Consider the following 16,658-nt stretch of genomic DNA (forward strand, 5'->3'; position numbering starts at 1 on the left):
TTTAACTGCGCCCTTATTCCGCATGCAATCAGTGCTTAATCAGCTTTATTTTTCTGACCGCTACAATGAGTTGCTAGATAGCACGGGCCAGGCACGTCCGCATTGGCAGGCGCTGTTGGCACAGCTTGAGTCTGAAGAGCCGGCGACAATGCGCAAGCGTATTGAGGCTGTGCAGCGACAAGTGCGTGATAACGGCGTCACTTATAACGTTTATGCCGATACACATGGCGTGCAGCGCCCGTGGGACCTGGACGTGTTGCCGCTGATTATTCCGCAGGACGAATGGCAGCATATTGCAGCCTCGGTCGCACAACGCGCCACCTTACTTAACCAGGTATTACTGGATGTCTACGGTGAGCAGCAATTGCTGGCCAGTGGCCAATTACCGCCGGCACTGATTTATGGTCATAACGGCTTTTTGCCGTCGTCGGTGGGTATTCCGCACTACGACAATATTGCCTTGCACCATTACGCGGTTGACCTCGCGCGTGCGCCTAACGGCCAGTGGTGGGTCGTGTCCGACCGCACGCAAGGGCCAACGGGTGCAGGCTATGCGCTAGAAAACCGCACCATTATTTCGAGTGCTTTTCCCGAGCTGTTTCGTGACCTGAATATTGAGCGTCTGAGTGGTTTTTTTGCCAGCATGCGCGATAGCCTCGCGCATTGGGGACATCGTGTGGCTGATAATCAGGCGCAAACGGTGCCCGGCATCACGGCGCTGGGTGCGGGTGAGCCACCACTGGTGGTTATTTTGACCCCCGGACCTTACAACGAAACTTATCATGAGCAGTCTTTTTTAGCCGGCTACCTCGGCTATCCGCTGGTGCAAGGCAGTGACCTCACGGTGCGCAATGGCGTGGTCTGGCTCAAAACCATTGCCGGGCTTAAACCTGTACATGCTATTTTGCGGCGGATTGATGATGATTACTGCGATCCGCTGGAGCTAAACGCCGAATCGTTACTGGGGGTCGCTGGTCTGACGCAGGCTGCCCGCCTGGGTAATGTGCTGATTGCCAATGCCCTGGGGGCCAACTTGTTGCAGTCTGGCGCCTTGCTCGGCTTTTTGCCTGGTGTATGCCAGTCGTTGCTGGGCGAAGCATTGCGCATGCCGTCGGTGGCAACCTGGTGGTGTGGAGAGCCCGCTGCGCTAGAGTATGTGATCCAGCACCTTGATGATTTAGTGATTAAACCGGCTTATCCGCAAGTGCGGTCTTCGCCCATCTTTGGCGAAGATTTAAATGCCGCGCAAAAAGAGTCCCTGATTGCACGGCTGCGGGCGCAGCCTGACCACTATATTGCGCAGGAGCAAGTGGATATTTCGCATGCACCCGTGCTGACCAACCACCAGCATCAGCCACAAATCGGCTCATTGGCGGTGAGCTTACGTGTTTATGCATTTGCCACGCCCAATGGCTATGCCGTTTTGCCGGGCGGTTTGTCGCGTGTTGCCAGTGGTAAAGATGCGCGTGTAGTGACCATGCAGCGTGGCGGCACCAGCAAAGATACCTGGGTGCTGTCGCATGATAGCCAGCCACCGTTCAGCCTGTTACGCAAAACCAACTCCAGCCAGGACCTGGTGCGCGAAAATGCCTATCTCTCCAGCCGCATGGCAGAAAACCTGTTTTGGTATGGCCGCTACTCGGTGCGCAATTTGCAAAAAGCCATGATGTTGCGTACAACCATTCGTGCCTTGCTCGAATACACCCCAGAAATGCGTGATGGCGAGTGGACAACCATGCAAGGCTTGTGCCAGTGGTTTGATCTCTTGCCTGGCGCCGAGGACGAAGAGGCACAGGCCAACTGGCAGCCATGGGCAGACGATGAGATTGAGCCATTGTTGATTCAGGCAGTGTTTTCACAACAATCCAGCAGCTTGGCTACCAGCGTGCAGCAACTGTTTCAGCAGGCATTTAACCTGCGTGAGCGTATTTCTAATGACCATTGGCGCACCGTCAATGTACTGTCACGTTTGTTTATTACCCGTCACCAGCATGCGACGTTGCAAGACGCTTTGTCTTACATTGAGCAGGCCATTAATCACTTTGTCACCCTGACTGGCTTTGCCATGGACTGGATGACGCGTGACCTGGGCTGGCGCTTTATGTCGCTGGGGCGGCGCATTGAGCGTTTGCAGTTTATGTGTGTGCTGCTCAGTCGTGCGCTGGCGATGCCGCAACACAGCAATCTGGAGTGGCTGTTACAGGTCACCAATAACCTGGTTACTTATCGCGCCCGCTATGCTTCGCAGCCAGAATGGTTGCCGGTACTCGACCTGCTGTTGATGGATGCCAACAACCCTAATTCTGTGGTGTTTCAGATCAAGGGGCTGGTCAAATACCTCGAAGAAATGGATGCGCAGGACAATGCAGGCGGCCTTGCCAGCGAACTTAATGGTTGCTGGCAAACATTGCTGCAACTTGACCCCGACCAGTGCTTTATTGCCGGTAATGCCAGCCTGGCCGAGTGGCTCAATCACACCTATGACGTCACGCTGACCTTGTCAGACCGGTTGAGCCTGCGCTTTTTTAGTTATGCCAGTCCGTTGGTGACGCCCAGACATTAAGAGGTCGCGATGCGCTATCAAGTCGAACATCAAACGCTTTATAGTTACGATCTTGCTGTGATTCAGTCGCAGCAACTGCTGCATATGATGCCGCGCCAGACTGACTTTCAGCAGTGCGTTTCTTATACGCTGGCCTGTGAGCCTCAGCCCGCCGAGCAGTCACGGCGCTCAGACTTTTTTGGCAACCATAATGACTACTTCACCATTTTGACGCCACACCAGTCATTGGCCGTGCTGTCGCGTTTTCAGGTGGATATTCAGCCGCGCCCAACTATGGCAGACTTGACGCAAAGCCCGGCCTGGGAAGAGGCACAAGCCATGTTGCAGTTGCAGGCCACGCTACACCTCACCGCCGCCCCCTTTATTTATGCCACCGCCAAAGTCATGTGCAGCGAGGCATTAGCCAGTTTTGCGCGCAGCTGTTTTACGCCACAGCGCTCGTTGCTTGAAGCTGCCATGGCACTCACTCAGCATATCTACGCCGAGTTTGAGTTTGACCCGCAAGCGACAGATATTTCCACGCCATTAGATGAAGTACTCAAAGGCCGCCGTGGCGTCTGCCAGGATTTTGCCCACCTGATGATAGGCGCCCTGCGTTCACTTGGGTTGGCATGCCGCTATGTCAGCGGCTATATTCTGACCCATCCACCTGCTGGCCAGCCTCGGCTGGTGGGTGCCGATGCTTCGCATGCCTGGGTCTCTGTCTATTGCCCGGTGTACGGTTGGGTCGATTTTGACCCCACCAATAACTGCCTGGTACAGCAGGACCATATTACCGTGGCCTGGGGGCGTGACTTTAGCGATGTTTCACCCATGCGCGGGGTGGTGCTTGGTGGTGGCCAGCAGCAGCTCACGGTCAACGTCACTGTGACACCGCTGGCGTATGCGCCAGCCTAATTAAGTGCCCCAAGCCATTGTCATGTTTGGCTTGCCTGGGTTAACCATAACGCTTTTTATATTCGTCTTTGAGCAGTTGCCTGAACTCTGACATGGTCATCGACAATGCGCCGCCTGGGTCATTCTTGCGCCAGCGGCCGATGCCTTTGGGCCCAGCCACCTCGTCGTGCCCCAGTACATAGTCAAACTCAAACACGGTTGGATTGTTGGCTTTGGCCCATAGCAAAAATTCAATCAGGGTCGCTTCTTGCTCTTTGCTGTAGGGCAGGTAAGCCCCGGCCAGAATGTTGTCACGATTTTTATCAATCACACGTACTTTTTTGGCGTCTATCGGTTGCTTGTGGCCGGTATCCCAATAGGTGTAATGCTTGCCGTTATGCACTTCGAGGCGGCCCGGATTGGTGATCTCAATGCCGACTAGAAAATTAGAGACGCCGTTACGCTTTTCACCGGCAATGGTCCAGGCGCTTTCGCCCGCGTGGTAGCCCCATTGATTGAGCGGATTGGCTTGCACCAGCGTGCCATCGGTGCTGAGGCAGCAAAAGAAATAAGGGCTGCTGGCAATCGCGCTCACTGCGTTTTCTAGCCCTTTGCTATATTGCCCGGCCGTGAAGTGAATAATGGCACCGTAAGGGTATTGCTTCGGGTATTCGCCCTGGGCTGCACGTTTAATGTCAGTGCGCACGACGGCTTCTGGATACCACAGCTTTTTTTCGCCGACCGGATAGCGCTTTTTTTCGGTGACAATGTCCTCCGGGTGCAAGCTGGGGCGGGGCGGTTCTGGCGGCCTAAACTCCTCAGGCACCGGCTCTTCCAGCAGTTGCGACAGAATCTCAATCTGGCTCAATGCCAGCGCATCGACTTTAGCATCGACAGCCAGCCTGGCAATTTGCATGGCCGACCAGCGCAAGGTATACAGTTTTGCTTTATCCATTCGGGGCTCCTTGATTGGTTAAGTGCCGCCACCTGTGCATCCTCCACCTGTAGCGGTTTCGTGCATGGCATGACTTTCAGTAGATGCGCTGGTGTCATGTGGTTTTATAGTAGCCACTCTTTGTTAAGTTGTGTAGGTTTGAGGGGTTTTAAGCGACAAATAAAACCATTACAAATACAAAAGTGTGTTTTTAGTCCTCAGCGGGTCGCGGTAAAATAGTGTTTTATTTGCCAAGTGAGCGTTGTCAGTGATTAAAGCGGCTATTTTTGACATGGACGGTCTGTTGATCGACTCCGAGCGCATTATTATGCAAGGCTGTATACAGGCTGCGGCCACCATCGGCATCACGTACACACAAGCTGAATATGTCGAGCTGGTTGGGCGCATATGGTCTGATTCGACCCGCCTGATGACGCAGCAGTTAGGCAGTGAGGCTAATTTTCAGCATGTCATGCAGGGGCTAAACGATTTTCTGGCAGCACGCGACCATGCTTTTCCACTCAAAGACGGCGCCCATGCCTTGTTGCAGTATTACCAGTCGCAAGGCATCGTATGCAGCGTGGCATCGTCTTCGCCCTTGCCGCATATCACACATCGCTTAAACCATACTGGTATGCTGGATTATTTTAGCCATGTCACCAGCGGGCAAGAGGTGCAGCGCGGTAAACCTCACCCGGATATTTATCTGCTGGCGCTAGACAAATTGGGCTTGCACGCTGATGAGTGTATTGCGTTTGAAGACAGTGAGCTGGGTGCTCAAGCAGCCATTGCGGCAGGTTTGCGCGTGGTGGTGGTGCCCGACCTGCGGCAGCCCAGCGAGCAGGTACGTGCAAACGCGCATCAGGTGGTTGAGAGCTTGCAGCACTGGCTTGAGCACCATGATAGCCTGGTCGGCTGTGCCTTAGCGCGGGCTGAGTAGCCAGGCGGTTTCTTCAGCTGGATACTGCCCCTTCAGGCCTTTTGTCATGGTGAGCGTTGCCAGCGCAGTGCATTGGTAATGCGCCTCATAGTGGGCGCTAACTTCTTGCTTGCTGACGCTAAATGGCGGACCTGGCACTAACGACTGGTCATATTCAAAACTGATCAGAAGCTGAGGCGCCATACCGGTGATTTTCATTAACTGCTGGCTGTACAGGGTGCGCATTTCATCTGGCAAAGCAATCAGGGCCGCACGGTCATAGACGGCATTCACAGGCCCAAGCTGTGCCTGACTCAGCGCGAAAAAATCACCTTGAAATAGCTCTATATTCGCCGCACGATAGTGCATCAGCGGGCCCACTTGCGTGATCTCAGGCGTTAGTTTGAGGTCTATAAACAATGCGTCTACAGCTAATTGGCTGAGTTCAGACCCAATGACCTGAAGCCCTTGCGCTAATAGCCAGTGAATATCCAGCGTTTTGCCACACAGCGGCACAAACACACGTTGGCCTGCCTGCAAGTTTAGCCTGTGAAAGTGCGTTGATAAAAAAGGATTCACTGCATTTAAGTGAAAACCAATTTGCTGGTTTTGCCAGCGCTGGTGCCAAAAGTCGTGATGCATGCGGATGAGGGGTCATTAACGTAGCGCCTAGTATAAAGCAGCCACCCCTCACGCGATTACTTGCCCGCCAGTTGGCTCAGTTTTGCTTGCTGCTCCAGCACGCCCTCTTCCACGCCTGCGGCGGCCGTCAGTTTGGCCACATTGTCACGCGTAAAAAAGCCATCAAAACCATCGTAGCGCTGTACATACTCAATAATCAGCGATGAATGTTCAGACGCATTAGAAAATATCTGCTTCAGGCCTTCTTCTTTTGAGCCAATCACATCCAGCAAAAAGCCTTTGCCCTGGCTGGCAATCGCGTTGACAACAAAGTCGATATTTTCTTTGCCATCGCGGGTGCCGTCTTTAACCGACAGCGCAATATGGTGCAAACGCGGGCCATAGTTACGCACAAAGGTTTCGGTCGGCGACGGCAGCTTTTCCAGATGATTGACAAAATAAGGCGTGTTGTTGGCGGTGAATACCTTGGCCGGACTTTTGGTTTCGGCAAAGCCATGCACGCTTTTGGTGACGTTGGTTGAGGAGTTCTGGTCCCAGATATTGTAGGCGCCCCAAAAACAATAACTAGACCACGACAAGTATTCCAGAATCGCCACTTCACGGTTTTGGCTATAGACACGTGTCGCCAGGTGGTCGACGGGTAAAATCAAGTCGTCTATACGCAGCTTGGCTTGCTGGTCTTTGGCCTGGTCATACGCGGCCTGCACATCGGGGCGTATGGTGCTGATGCCCAGCGAATAGACGCGCAGCTCATCTGGCTCGCGCTTCATGTAACCGACAATGTTGTGCGTATAGGGTGAGGGTTTGCTCACCGCCACATTGCCTGGCAGCTCCAGTTTACGCACCTCGTCTTGCGTAAAAAACCGAAACTCGCGTTCTTCTTGCAGCTTGACCACTTCATGCAAATTGCTGACACGGATAATTTCACCCATGTAGCGGCTGTTGGGCTTGCGCGCGCCCACCGGGTAGATTTCATTCAGTGAGCGAAAAATGCCACGCAGGTTAGGGTCTTTGACCTCGCGCACCAGTAAATCTGGTGAGTTGAGGTCTATGCGCAATACATGTGTCCAGTGGTGTTCACTCTCCAGCGTCACCAGATAGTGGTAAGACGTCATCAGTGACAGTTCGGCAATATATTGAATCGAATGGTCCGGATCTACCGTAATCATCAGGGCATCAATTTCCTGAATCATCTCGGTCAGCCCCATCTGGTCACGTTCTTCGAGCAGCTTCTGCAAATACTCTTCAAAAAAAGCTGAATTTTGTTTATCGCCGTGGCGGGCAAAGTCGAGTGAGTTGATCATCATGCTTAAACGTTAAATGTAAAGCCATGTTTAAGCAAGGGCCGTTCCTGTCTTTAGCGTTTGTCTGAAAAATCAATCAAACGGCTTACTGGCGCGGTGCGAGCATATGAAAGCAAACGATAGCTCGCCTTAAAAAACAACAGGGCCGCCTTAGCTGCCCTGTTTTAGTGCTTTGTGGGGTGAGGCGTGCTCAGCGACTCTTGCCACTCAATGAGCCGCGCTTGAGGATGGGGTCGTCATAAGAAATACAGCGTCCCATGCCGAGAAAGCTAGGGCGCATGCCAAGCGGGCAGCCATTGCTACGTTCAAACTCTTCTACTTTGACTTTAGCCACGGCCGCTTTTTTAGCGTCTTTAAACTCCCAATAGCCATTGGAGTGTAAAACCACTTCGTCACCATCTGGTGTTTTGGCTTGAATGTCATCTTCTGCAGAGGCGGCAGCAAATCCGTGTGATGAGATCAGGCATAGTGCGATTAGCAACCAGCGTGCAGTGCGTAACATGGCGTTTCCTTGGCGTATTTAAACAGTGTGCATAAAAAGCCAAGCCATCTAAGGCTTGGTGAGGAGAGTGGTTAGCTTGCCATGCCATTATGTCTGAGCAAGGCATCCAGGCTGGGTTCGCGACCTCTAAAGGCGACAAATGACTCCATGGCCGGGCGGGCGCCGCCTTGGGCCAATACTTCGGATTTAAAACGGCTACCTGCAACTTCTGAGAGCACACCCAGTTCTTCAAACAAACTGTAGGCGTCGGCAGACAGTACTTCTGCCCATTTGTAGCTGTAATAGCCTGCCGCATAGCCGCCGGCAAAAATATGGCTAAAGCTATTTGGGAAGCGGTTCCATGCTGGTGGGCGCAGTACGGCCACTTCGTTGCGCACTTGTTCCAGCACATCCAGCGCGGTTTGTTTAGCCGCTGGGTCAAAGGTGCTGTGCAGGCGCATATCAAACAGTGAAAACTCGATTTGACGCACGGTTTGCATGCCGGCCTGAAAGTTTTTGGCGGCGACCATTTTGTCGAACAGGGCGCGCGGCAATTGCTCGCCGCTGTCTACATGCGCTGTCATGTGGCGCAACACGTCACACTCCCAGCAGAAGTTCTCCATAAACTGGCTGGGCAGTTCTACCGCGTCCCACTCCACGCCTTTAATGCCAGAGACGCTGTACTCTTCTACTTGCGTCAGCATGTGGTGCAGGCCGTGACCAAACTCATGGAACAAGGTGATGACTTCGTCGTGCGTGAACAATGCAGGCTTGTCACCGACCGGTGCCGAGAAGTTACAGGTCAGGTAGGCGACAGGCAGCTCAATACCGTTGGCTGTTTTGCGGCGCGTAATACATTCGTCCATCCAGGCGCCGCCACGTTTGCCATGACGCGCGTATAAGTCGAGGTAAAAGTAGGCGATCGGCTGGCGTTGCTGGTCGCTGATTTCATAAAAGCTGGCATCTTTATGCCACAGCGGCGCGTCGGTTTTGCGCACTTGCACACCAAAAATGGTTTCGACTACTTTAAACAACCCGGCCAGTACTTTGTCTTCCGGAAAGTATTGTTTTACTTCCTGGTCAGAGAATGCATATTTTTCCTCACGTAACTTCTCGCTGATAAAGGCCACATCCCACGACTGCATGTCGCTAAAACCGAGTTTTTCGGCATAAGCTTTGAGCTCGGCCATGTCTTTTTCAGCATAAGGCTTGGCGCGTTTGGCCAGCGTGTCTAAAAATTCAATGACCTGTGTTGGGGTGTCGGCCATTTTTGTGGCGAGCGACAGTTCGGCATAATTATTAAAGCCTAGCAACTGCGCCTCTTCTCGCTTGAGTTTGAGCAAGTCGGCAATCAGGTGCGTGTTATCCCACTCTGGCTTGCTGAACTCTGAGGCACGTGTGACATAAGCGCGATACAGCGTTTCGCGCAGGCTGCGGTTGCCGCAATACTGCATGACCGGCATATAAGAAGGGTAGTGCAGCGTGAACAGGTAACCTGTTTTGTCTTCGGCCTTGGCGGCTTCGGCCGCTGCCTGTAAGGCATCTTCTGGCAGGCCGTCAAGTTCGGCAGCATCGGCTACCAGGTGCTTGAAGTCGTTGGTGTTGTCCAGAATATTTTCTTCAAACTTGCTGCCCAGTTTAGATAATTGCTCGGCAATTTCTTTAAAGCGGACTTTTTCGGCGGCTGGCAGTTCAGCGCCGCCCAGTTTAAAGCCGCGTACTTCGTTGTCTATGATTTTTTGTTGCGCGCGGCTGAGTGTGGCATAGCCTGCGCTGGCTTGAATCGCCTTGTATTTGTTGTACAGGCGTTCATCTTGTGACAAATCGCTGTAAAAGTCAGTCAGTTTGGCCAGGTTATCGTTATAGGCCTCACGCAGTTCCGGCGTGTTGACCACCGCGTTCATATGGCCGACCGGCCCCCAGCTACGTGACAGCTTTTCTGAGTAATTTTCAATCGGTTGCACAAAGTGTTGCCAGTCAGGCGTCTCAGAGGCCGTGGCCAATTGCTCAATCAGGCTGCGGCCTTCAGCCAGCAGGCTGTCAATGGCGGGTGACACATGCTCGGGGCGAATGTCATTAAATTTTGGCAGGCCGTTAAAAACGAGTAATGGATTGGTGCTCACAACAGTATCCTTTGTTTTATGCAATATCACGATAGAGGCCTATTATTGGCCAAATGTTCGCACTTGGGTGATTGTATATGTTGATGATGGTGATGAGTTTGCCAAATACAAGGACCTGGACGGCCCTTGCTTAGAGCATTTCACCGTTAAATTTTTTAATCAGCGGCTCGATTTTTTCCAGGTCATTGAACGACAGGATTTTTTTGGCTTGTTTAGACAGAATGTTTTCTTCGCTCTGCAAGATTTGCGATTTAACACTCAAAATGTGCGAAGGGTGCATGGATAATTGACGCATGCCCATGCCAACCAGCAAGCGGGTGAGCCGGGTGTCGCCCGCCATTTCGCCACACACCGAGACGGATTTTTCAAACTTGGTGGCGGCTTGGATCGTCATTTGAATCAGCCGCAACACTGCCGGGTGCAGTGGGTTATATAAGTGCGCCACGGCGTCATCGGCACGGTCAATTGCCAGCGTATACTGGATTAAATCATTAGTGCCAATGGATAAAAAGTCCAGCTCTTGCGCGAAGGCATCGGCATTGATGGCGGCCGCCGGGATTTCTATCATGCCGCCGAGTTGAATCTGCTCGTCAAACGGTATTTTCTGCTTGCGTAACGATTCTTTGGCTCGCTCCAGCAACAGCTTGGTTTGGCGTAACTCTGCCAGTGTCGACAGCATGGGGATCAGTATTTTGACCTGGCCATAATGCGAGGCGCGCAGCAAGGCGCGAAACTGGCTGTGAAAAATATGCGGTTCGGCCAGGCAGTAACGCACGGCGCGTAAACCTAATGCCGGGTTGGTCGCGGTGACGACTTCATCCGGGTTGAGTTGTTTGTCGGCGCCGATATCCAGTGTGCGGATGGTCACCGGATAGCCTTTCATGGCCTCGGCGACATGTTTATAAGCCTCAAACTGCTCTTGCTCGCCAGGCATTTCGCTGCGATTCATAAACAGGAACTCGGTACGGTATAAACCGACGCCAACTGCACCAGAGGCTTTGGCGCTGATCACATCTTCAGGCACTTCAATGTTGGCCAGTAAATCAATGGCGACACCATCGACCGTCACCGCTTTGGTGGTTTTGATGCGTTGCAGCTTTTGTTGCGCCAACTGCCACTGGTTCTGTTTGAGCTGGTATTCCGCCAGCACCTCTGGGTCCGGGTTGACGATGACAACGCCTGCCGCACCATCGACAATCATCAACTCGCCGTCATTGATTAAGTCGCGTGCGCGTTGCAAGGCAACAATGGACGGAATATTCAGGCTGCGTGCCAGGATGGCCGTGTGCGAGGTGACGCCGCCGACATCGGTAATAAACGCAGCAAACTGATGATGTTTGAACTGGATGGCATCCGCTGGGGAAACGTCATGCGCGACCAGAATCATGGCGCGCTCTTGTCTGGCTTGCAGTTTTTTTTCGCTGGCGGCGAGTTGGTCGCGGCCCAGCAGCACCTTGATCACGCGCTCGACGACTTGAACGACGTCTTGCTTGCGCTCACGCAGGTAAGCGTCTTCAATGGCATCAAACTGCGCCACGATGTCATCCATTTGCTGTTTGAGCGCCCATTCGGCATTGCATCGTTCATTGCGAATAATCGCTTTGGGTGCCTCGGACAACGACTTGTCACTGAGCATGGCCAGGTGCGTATTGATAAAAGCACCCAGCTCGGCAGGTGCGTTTTTGGGCAATTGTGCCTTGAGTTGCTCCAGGTCATGCTTGACCAGATCCACCGCACGCTCAAAGCGCGCGATTTCATCGGCAACACCATCGGCGTCTATTTTAAAGTGCACCACCTCCAGCAGGGCATGAGAGATCAGGTGTGCGTGGCCAATGGCAATGCCACTGGAAACACCTACACCGTGCATGCTGAAACTGGTCAATTATTCACCCTCACCAAAGTAGTCGTTCACCAAGGCCTGCAGCGCCGCAATTGCTTGCTCTTCATCTGCGCCTGTGGCTTCGATATCAATGATGCTGCCTTTGGCTGCGGCCAGCATCATGACGCCCATGATGCTTTTGGCGTTAACGCGACGCCCGTTTTTTTCTACCCAGACTTCACTTTTAAACTGGCTGGCAGTTTGGGTGAATTTGGTGGAGGCGCGTGCGTGTAAGCCGAGTTTGTTGATGATTTCGAGTGAGAGTTTTGCCATAGAGAATAATCGTTATTGTGCGTGGTGACAGGTGGTTTTGGTAAAGTGGACAACACCATCGCGGCCACCACTTAATGCCTTTTGAATGCAGGAGTGCAGGCCTTCATGACGGTAATTTAATACGCGTACCAGCATGGGTAAGTTGACCCCGGCGACGCCTTCAATGGCATCTGGTGTCAGCAGGCGGGTGACGATGTTGCATGGCGTCGCGCCATAAATATCTGACAACACCAGCACGCCCTGGCCACTGTCGAGTTGCTTGACCAGTGCCTCTGCCTTGGGCAAGACATTAGCCGGGTCGTCATGCTTGGAAATTTCCAGAAAGTCGAGCTGTGCCGGGCGATTGCCCATCACATGGGTCGCGCAATCGATCAGGCTGGGGCCCAGGCTGCCATGCGCAATAATCAATACACCAATCATAATTTTACTCTCAGAGTCCGTATATTAAGGGGTCGCCACGGCATGGGCATCTTGTAACTCACGATGACGTATCATGACTTGATGCTGTTGCTTGAAGTATGCCCCCAGTTGTTCCACCAGATAGACGGAACGGTGTTGCCCCCCGGTGCAGCCAATGCCGATGGTGACATAGCTGCGATGGTCGTGATAAAAGCTTGGTAGCCATTTTTCTATATAGTGCTGAATGTCACGCTGCATTTCAAGCACTTGTGGTTCGTTTTGCAGAAATTGTTGTATAGGGGCTTGTTTGCCATTGTAAGGACGCAAAACCGGGTCGTAATGCGGGTTAGGCAGGCTACGTACATCAAACACAAAGTCGGCATCAAGCGGAATGCCATGTTTGAACCCAAACGAAATAAACGACAACACCAGTGAGTGCGGACGCGCCTCCTGGTAACTTTGCTCAATCTGCAACATCCAGTCACGCGTGTGGTGGCGCAAGGCATTGGCTGACAAGTTGCTGGTGTCTACATGGTGACCCAAATTATTGAGGCCTGACAGTAGCTCGCGCTCATGATTAATGCTCTCGGAGAGTGCCTGGTCTGGCGTGCTTAACGGGTGTTTGCGCCGTGTTTCGGAGAAGCGTTTGACCAGCGTTTCCAGGCTAGCATCTAAAAACAGCAGATGCACGGCAATGCCTTGTGTTTTGAGCGCTTGCACGATATCCGGCAGAGACTCAATGGCAATGCTGCGGCTGTCTATGCTCACAGCCACTTTCGCCGCATCACGGTCGGCGACATGGTTTTGAATATGCGGTAGCAAGGTGGCTGGCAGGTTATCAATGCAGTAGTAACTGCTGTCTTCAAACACACGCAAAGCGATGGTTTTACCAGAGCCGGATAGCCCCGTGACAATCACCAGTTGCATAAGCGTGACCACCTTTTTATCATCGTAATTTACTTTCTCTGAGCATGATTTGTTTTTGCCGCTGTGTCAGCTGTCTGGTGGCATTGACGCCGCGCAGCAATAACATATGGTTGCGCACCGCGGCTTCAACCAGCACCGCAATGTTGCGGCCGGCCGCAATCGGGATAATCACTTTGCTGATTTCGACATCCAGCACGCGCTGAGTTTGACGGTTAGCACTCAGGCGGTCCAGGTCTTGCGGCTTCATTTCATCGGCCAGCTCCAGCTGTATCATCATATCCAGTGGCTTGGTTGGTTTGACCGCATTATCGCCATAGAGTGCGCGAATGTTCAAAATGCCCAGGCCGCGCACTTCCAGAAAGTCCTGTAACAGCTCTGGGCAGCGGCCTTCAATGCGCTCGGGCGAGGTGCGGTAAAAGTCGACAATATCATCTGCCACCAGCCGGTGGCCACGTGAGATAAGCTCCAGTGCCAGCTCGCTTTTACCAATGGCGGCGCTGCCGGTAATCAGCACGCCAAAGCCTTGCACCTCCATAAACACGCCATGCATGCTGGTGGTTTCTGCGGTGGCCACGGCCAGATAATGGCTAAGTAACTCCATCAGCTGCGGGCTGATCATGGGCGTGGTAAATAAGGGAGTTTGCGTTTGCTGGGCGGCCTCCAGCATGGTGGGCGGTACTTTTTCACCGTTGGCCACCACCACCATTGCGAGGTCGGTTGAGAATAAATTACTCACGGCCTGTTGCAGCGCCAATATGCTTAAGCCTGCCATGTAGTCCATTTCGGCACAGCCCAGCACCTGTACCCGATTCGGGTGCACAAAATTCAAATGTCCAACCAGCGCCAACGAGGGTTTGGTCACCGTGCCGGAGTTCAGTATTTTTTGACTGCCTGATTCGCCTGCCACCCATTTCAATTTGAGTTTGTTGCGAATCTGCTTGTACAAATCAGCGACTGAGATTTGCGCCATACGTGTGGTCAAGATGTAAACATGAGATTGACATCCATTTTACAACTGAATGCAGACGGGCGGGGGTGAAATGACGTAAAAGAAATCTGCTGAGCGGGTTTGAGTTCTCTACCCGGAAGGGTAGAGAAAGCGAGGCAAGACTTAGGAACTTAACTGGTGTTTGACTGCGCCACCGGATTTATGGTGGTCACCGTGTTTTTCCTTGTGTTTCAATACCTGACGGTCAAGTTTGTCAGTTAGCATGTCGATAGCACTGTACATATTTTCATCGCTGCAGGTCGCGTGTAAATCGTTGCCTGGCACATGCAGTGTTGCTTCAACCTTTTGGGCAAGCTTTTCAACAGACATGGTGACTTTGACATCAATCACATGATCAAAGTGATTGCTGATGCGGGAGAACTTGGATAACACGTACTCGCGCAATGCCGGTGTGATTTCTAAATGATGTCCTGTAAGTTGTAAATTCATGACAAACTCCTTTTTCTGAAATTATCCAACCGAAGTTTTTCACCTATAAAAAAGAAGTGAAAGTTTCGATAAGACAGTTTCAGTTTACTCTTTTGAAAAACAGATGCAACCCGGAAGTGAAGCGGGTTTTTGATGTTAATCAGAAATTGCGCAGACTTTATTGGCAAGTGCATGAGCGCCTGCGGGGCATTCATGGTCGATTATTTTGCCTGCCTTAATGTGAGGTTAATCCGTCTGCTACCCGTCAGTGGGTGCGTCCCTGGCTTGACGGCGGCCACCCCGTGGTAAAAGCGTCGGCTGGCACCGCCCCACACCACCACATCGCCATGTTGCAGGGGTATTTTTGCGGTTTTGTCACTGCGCTTGGCCCCGCCAAACATAAATATGGCCGGGAGCCCGAGTGATACCGAGACAATCGGCTGCGAAAAATCCTGTTCGTCTTTGTCCCGATGCAAGCCCATCTTGCTGTCTGGCGCGTAACTATTAATCAGGCAGCTGTCGGGCACAAAACGGGCGTAGCCTGCCTGCTCAGCCGCTTGTGCCGCCAGTTGGAGTATCACTGGCGGAATGGCTTGCCACGGCGCCTCTGTAAGCGGATTGTGCGCACTGTAACCATAGCTTTGCGCATCGCTGACCCAACCCCAACGCCCCATGCTGCTGGTAGCCACCGACATGGGGTAGCCCATCGGTGTCATCATGTGTTGGGCCGGATGTGCCAATAAATGTTGCTGTAAGCATTGCCAAAGCAATGGCATACAGGGCAGGGCAAACCCGGGCAGCCAATAGGCGCCGATAGCGAGTGCTACAGGTTCAGTGGGGTGGGCTGAGAATAAATCCATTCTGCTGGTTTATGGCATCCACTCGAGGGTGACATTACGTTGTTTGGCCAGGGCTTCCATACGAGGAATCGCCCGCTCCAGACGCAGTAAGTAATCTGCGGCAGACTCCTGGTGAAAGCCCATCACCATCACTGGCTGGTGGGCGTTTAATAGTTGCTCGAACAAGGTGAGCAGTTGTTTGGTGCTGGTGTAATCGGCCATGGCGGCATTGTCAGGATATTCCATCAGTTGATAGCCGAGGGCATAGGGTTGATCCATCGCTATCATTTGACCCACGGGCGTGCTGTGTGGGTGCAGTTGTTGTAGCAGTTTTACCAATGGGCTGTCGACATGCCAGCGCGTGGTGAGTAAATTGGCATCAATGCGCGAGCTGTCCCACAGAACCTGGTTGGCCTCCAACGCAGCTTGTAACTTGGGCCCAAACTGCCAGGCCCCGGCGCGGAAATGCCGCGGGCGGTTAAAGCCATTGCTCACCATCAGCTCACTGGCACAACGCACCAGATGTGTGAGCTCGGTCTGGCTATACGCATATTCCAGGCTGACGGTGTGGCCGCAACTGTTCTGTGTACAATTTTCATCAGCGCCAGAAATAGACGGTGCAGCCTGGTAGCCAATGCCGCAATAATTAACCAGTGTACGCATGGGGTGTATATGCAGGCCGATAGTGTCTTGTGGCAAAAAGGTGCTGCGTATTTGGCTACCAATTTGCGCGCGGTTCACGCCGGGCTGTATAAAGTAAGCGGGGTTAATCAGGTGTAGGAGCGGGATATGCGGAAACTGTTGCCGGAATTTTTGCATGGCTTGCAGATTGTCTTCTTGTAATGACAAGCCTTCCCAGTCGACCGTAACCCACAGCTGCATCACCTCGCGCGCCAGTGCTGGTGTTGGCAGGCTCAGCAGTAGTGCGATCAACCAGCATTGGTAACAGTCACGCATGTTGCTACGCGCTCCTTGAAAGGATGTCATGGCGGGTGCGCCTCAACCCTTGGTGTTACTGAGGCGGGTGCGCCTCATCTATATCGGCAGGGTCGCACGAGGTCAACGACGGCTCATCAGCGTCA

Annotated in this window: 16 protein-coding genes; 3 read left to right on the plus strand and 13 right to left on the minus strand. The window is 52.7% G+C overall.

Annotated elements, in window-relative coordinates; genetic code table 11:
• Positions 1-22: 22 nt before the first annotated feature.
• Positions 23-2,563, plus strand: a complete 2,541-nt coding sequence (locus tag METH5_RS0106855) for a circularly permuted type 2 ATP-grasp protein (RefSeq protein ID WP_029147806.1) — start codon at positions 23-25, stop codon at positions 2,561-2,563.
• Between the two features lie 9 nt (positions 2,564-2,572).
• Positions 2,573-3,460, plus strand: a complete 888-nt coding sequence (locus METH5_RS0106860) for a transglutaminase family protein (RefSeq protein WP_029147807.1) — start codon at positions 2,573-2,575, stop codon at positions 3,458-3,460.
• A 40-nt stretch (positions 3,461-3,500) separates the two neighbouring features.
• Here the strand turns inward: METH5_RS0106860 and METH5_RS0106865 are convergent, their stop codons facing one another.
• A complete protein-coding gene (locus METH5_RS0106865; protein WP_029147808.1) occupies positions 3,501-4,394 on the minus strand; it encodes an N-acetylmuramoyl-L-alanine amidase in 894 nt (297 codons plus the stop codon).
• Between the two features lie 247 nt (positions 4,395-4,641).
• On the opposite strand from METH5_RS0106865, the gene METH5_RS0106870 reads away from it, so the two are divergent.
• On the plus strand, positions 4,642-5,313 hold the full coding sequence (locus tag METH5_RS0106870) for an HAD family phosphatase (protein WP_029147809.1): 672 nt from the start codon (positions 4,642-4,644) through the stop codon (positions 5,311-5,313).
• Here METH5_RS0106870 and tmpT read toward each other — a convergent pair.
• The 12 genes from tmpT to METH5_RS0106935 all read right to left on the minus strand — a co-directional run bounded on the left by tmpT (position 5,296) and on the right by METH5_RS0106935 (position 16,533).
• Positions 5,296-5,934: a thiopurine S-methyltransferase gene (gene tmpT / locus METH5_RS0106875; protein WP_029147810.1), complete on the minus strand. Its 639-nt coding sequence runs from the start codon at positions 5,932-5,934 to the stop codon at positions 5,296-5,298. The genes METH5_RS0106870 and tmpT overlap by 18 nt on opposite strands.
• 56 nt (positions 5,935-5,990) lie before the next feature.
• Positions 5,991-7,238, minus strand: coding sequence for a hypothetical protein (locus METH5_RS0106880; protein WP_029147811.1), 1,248 nt, complete (start codon positions 7,236-7,238; stop codon positions 5,991-5,993).
• A 190-nt stretch (positions 7,239-7,428) separates the two neighbouring features.
• Positions 7,429-7,740 (minus strand): hypothetical protein, encoded by a 312-nt coding sequence (locus METH5_RS0106885; RefSeq protein ID WP_029147812.1) that lies wholly within the window; start codon positions 7,738-7,740, stop codon positions 7,429-7,431.
• A gap of 71 nt (positions 7,741-7,811) precedes the next feature.
• A complete protein-coding gene (locus METH5_RS0106890; RefSeq protein ID WP_029147813.1) occupies positions 7,812-9,842 on the minus strand; it encodes a M3 family metallopeptidase in 2,031 nt (676 codons plus the stop codon).
• Positions 9,843-9,972: 130 nt separating this feature from the next.
• Positions 9,973-11,724, minus strand: a complete 1,752-nt coding sequence (ptsP, locus tag METH5_RS0106895) for a phosphoenolpyruvate--protein phosphotransferase (protein WP_029147814.1) — start codon at positions 11,722-11,724, stop codon at positions 9,973-9,975.
• On the minus strand, positions 11,725-11,994 hold the full coding sequence (locus METH5_RS0106900; RefSeq protein WP_029147815.1) for an HPr family phosphocarrier protein: 270 nt from the start codon (positions 11,992-11,994) through the stop codon (positions 11,725-11,727). It abuts the gene before it with no gap.
• Between the two features lie 12 nt (positions 11,995-12,006).
• Complete coding sequence (locus tag METH5_RS0106905; RefSeq protein ID WP_029147816.1) at positions 12,007-12,414, minus strand: PTS sugar transporter subunit IIA; 408 nt, start codon at positions 12,412-12,414, stop codon at positions 12,007-12,009.
• 24 nt (positions 12,415-12,438) lie between these two features.
• Positions 12,439-13,320, minus strand: a complete 882-nt coding sequence (gene rapZ, locus METH5_RS0106910; protein WP_029147817.1) for an RNase adapter RapZ — start codon at positions 13,318-13,320, stop codon at positions 12,439-12,441.
• Positions 13,321-13,339: 19 nt separating this feature from the next.
• Positions 13,340-14,290: an HPr(Ser) kinase/phosphatase gene (gene hprK, locus METH5_RS0106915; protein ID WP_029147818.1), complete on the minus strand. Its 951-nt coding sequence runs from the start codon at positions 14,288-14,290 to the stop codon at positions 13,340-13,342.
• Positions 14,291-14,431: 141 nt separating this feature from the next.
• Positions 14,432-14,758 (minus strand): ribosome hibernation-promoting factor, HPF/YfiA family, encoded by a 327-nt coding sequence (gene hpf, locus METH5_RS0106920; protein ID WP_019881018.1) that lies wholly within the window; start codon positions 14,756-14,758, stop codon positions 14,432-14,434.
• Between the two features lie 200 nt (positions 14,759-14,958).
• Positions 14,959-15,597, minus strand: coding sequence for a DNA oxidative demethylase AlkB (gene alkB, locus METH5_RS0106930; protein ID WP_029147820.1), 639 nt, complete (start codon positions 15,595-15,597; stop codon positions 14,959-14,961).
• 9 nt (positions 15,598-15,606) lie between these two features.
• A complete protein-coding gene (locus tag METH5_RS0106935; protein WP_029147821.1) occupies positions 15,607-16,533 on the minus strand; it encodes a hypothetical protein in 927 nt (308 codons plus the stop codon).
• Positions 16,534-16,658 lie beyond the last annotated feature (125 nt).

It is taken from the genome of Methylophilus sp. 5 (genome assembly GCF_000515275.1).
Lineage (GTDB): Bacteria > Pseudomonadota > Gammaproteobacteria > Burkholderiales > Methylophilaceae > Methylophilus.

Bases quoted from the DNA above. Each gene is read 5' to 3' on its own strand.
- METH5_RS0106855 (WP_029147806.1), top strand. From the start codon at position 23: ATGCAATCAGTGCTTAATCAGCTTTATTTTTCTGACCGCTACAATGAG.
- rapZ (WP_029147817.1), bottom strand. From the start codon at position 13,320: ATGCAACTGGTGATTGTCACGGGGCTATCCGGCTCTGGTAAAACCATC.
- METH5_RS0106905 (WP_029147816.1), bottom strand. From the start codon at position 12,414: ATGATTGGTGTATTGATTATTGCGCATGGCAGCCTGGGCCCCAGCCTG.
- METH5_RS0106900 (WP_029147815.1), bottom strand. From the start codon at position 11,994: ATGGCAAAACTCTCACTCGAAATCATCAACAAACTCGGCTTACACGCA.
- METH5_RS0106885 (WP_029147812.1), bottom strand. From the start codon at position 7,740: ATGTTACGCACTGCACGCTGGTTGCTAATCGCACTATGCCTGATCTCA.
- alkB (WP_029147820.1), bottom strand. From the start codon at position 15,597: ATGGATTTATTCTCAGCCCACCCCACTGAACCTGTAGCACTCGCTATC.
- METH5_RS0106880 (WP_029147811.1), bottom strand. From the start codon at position 7,238: ATGATCAACTCACTCGACTTTGCCCGCCACGGCGATAAACAAAATTCA.
- hprK (WP_029147818.1), bottom strand. From the start codon at position 14,290: ATGGCGCAAATCTCAGTCGCTGATTTGTACAAGCAGATTCGCAACAAA.
- METH5_RS0106865 (WP_029147808.1), bottom strand. From the start codon at position 4,394: ATGGATAAAGCAAAACTGTATACCTTGCGCTGGTCGGCCATGCAAATT.
- tmpT (WP_029147810.1), bottom strand. From the start codon at position 5,934: ATGCATCACGACTTTTGGCACCAGCGCTGGCAAAACCAGCAAATTGGT.
- METH5_RS0106935 (WP_029147821.1), bottom strand. From the start codon at position 16,533: ATGCGTGACTGTTACCAATGCTGGTTGATCGCACTACTGCTGAGCCTG.
- hpf (WP_019881018.1), bottom strand. From the start codon at position 14,758: ATGAATTTACAACTTACAGGACATCATTTAGAAATCACACCGGCATTG.
- METH5_RS0106860 (WP_029147807.1), top strand. From the start codon at position 2,573: ATGCGCTATCAAGTCGAACATCAAACGCTTTATAGTTACGATCTTGCT.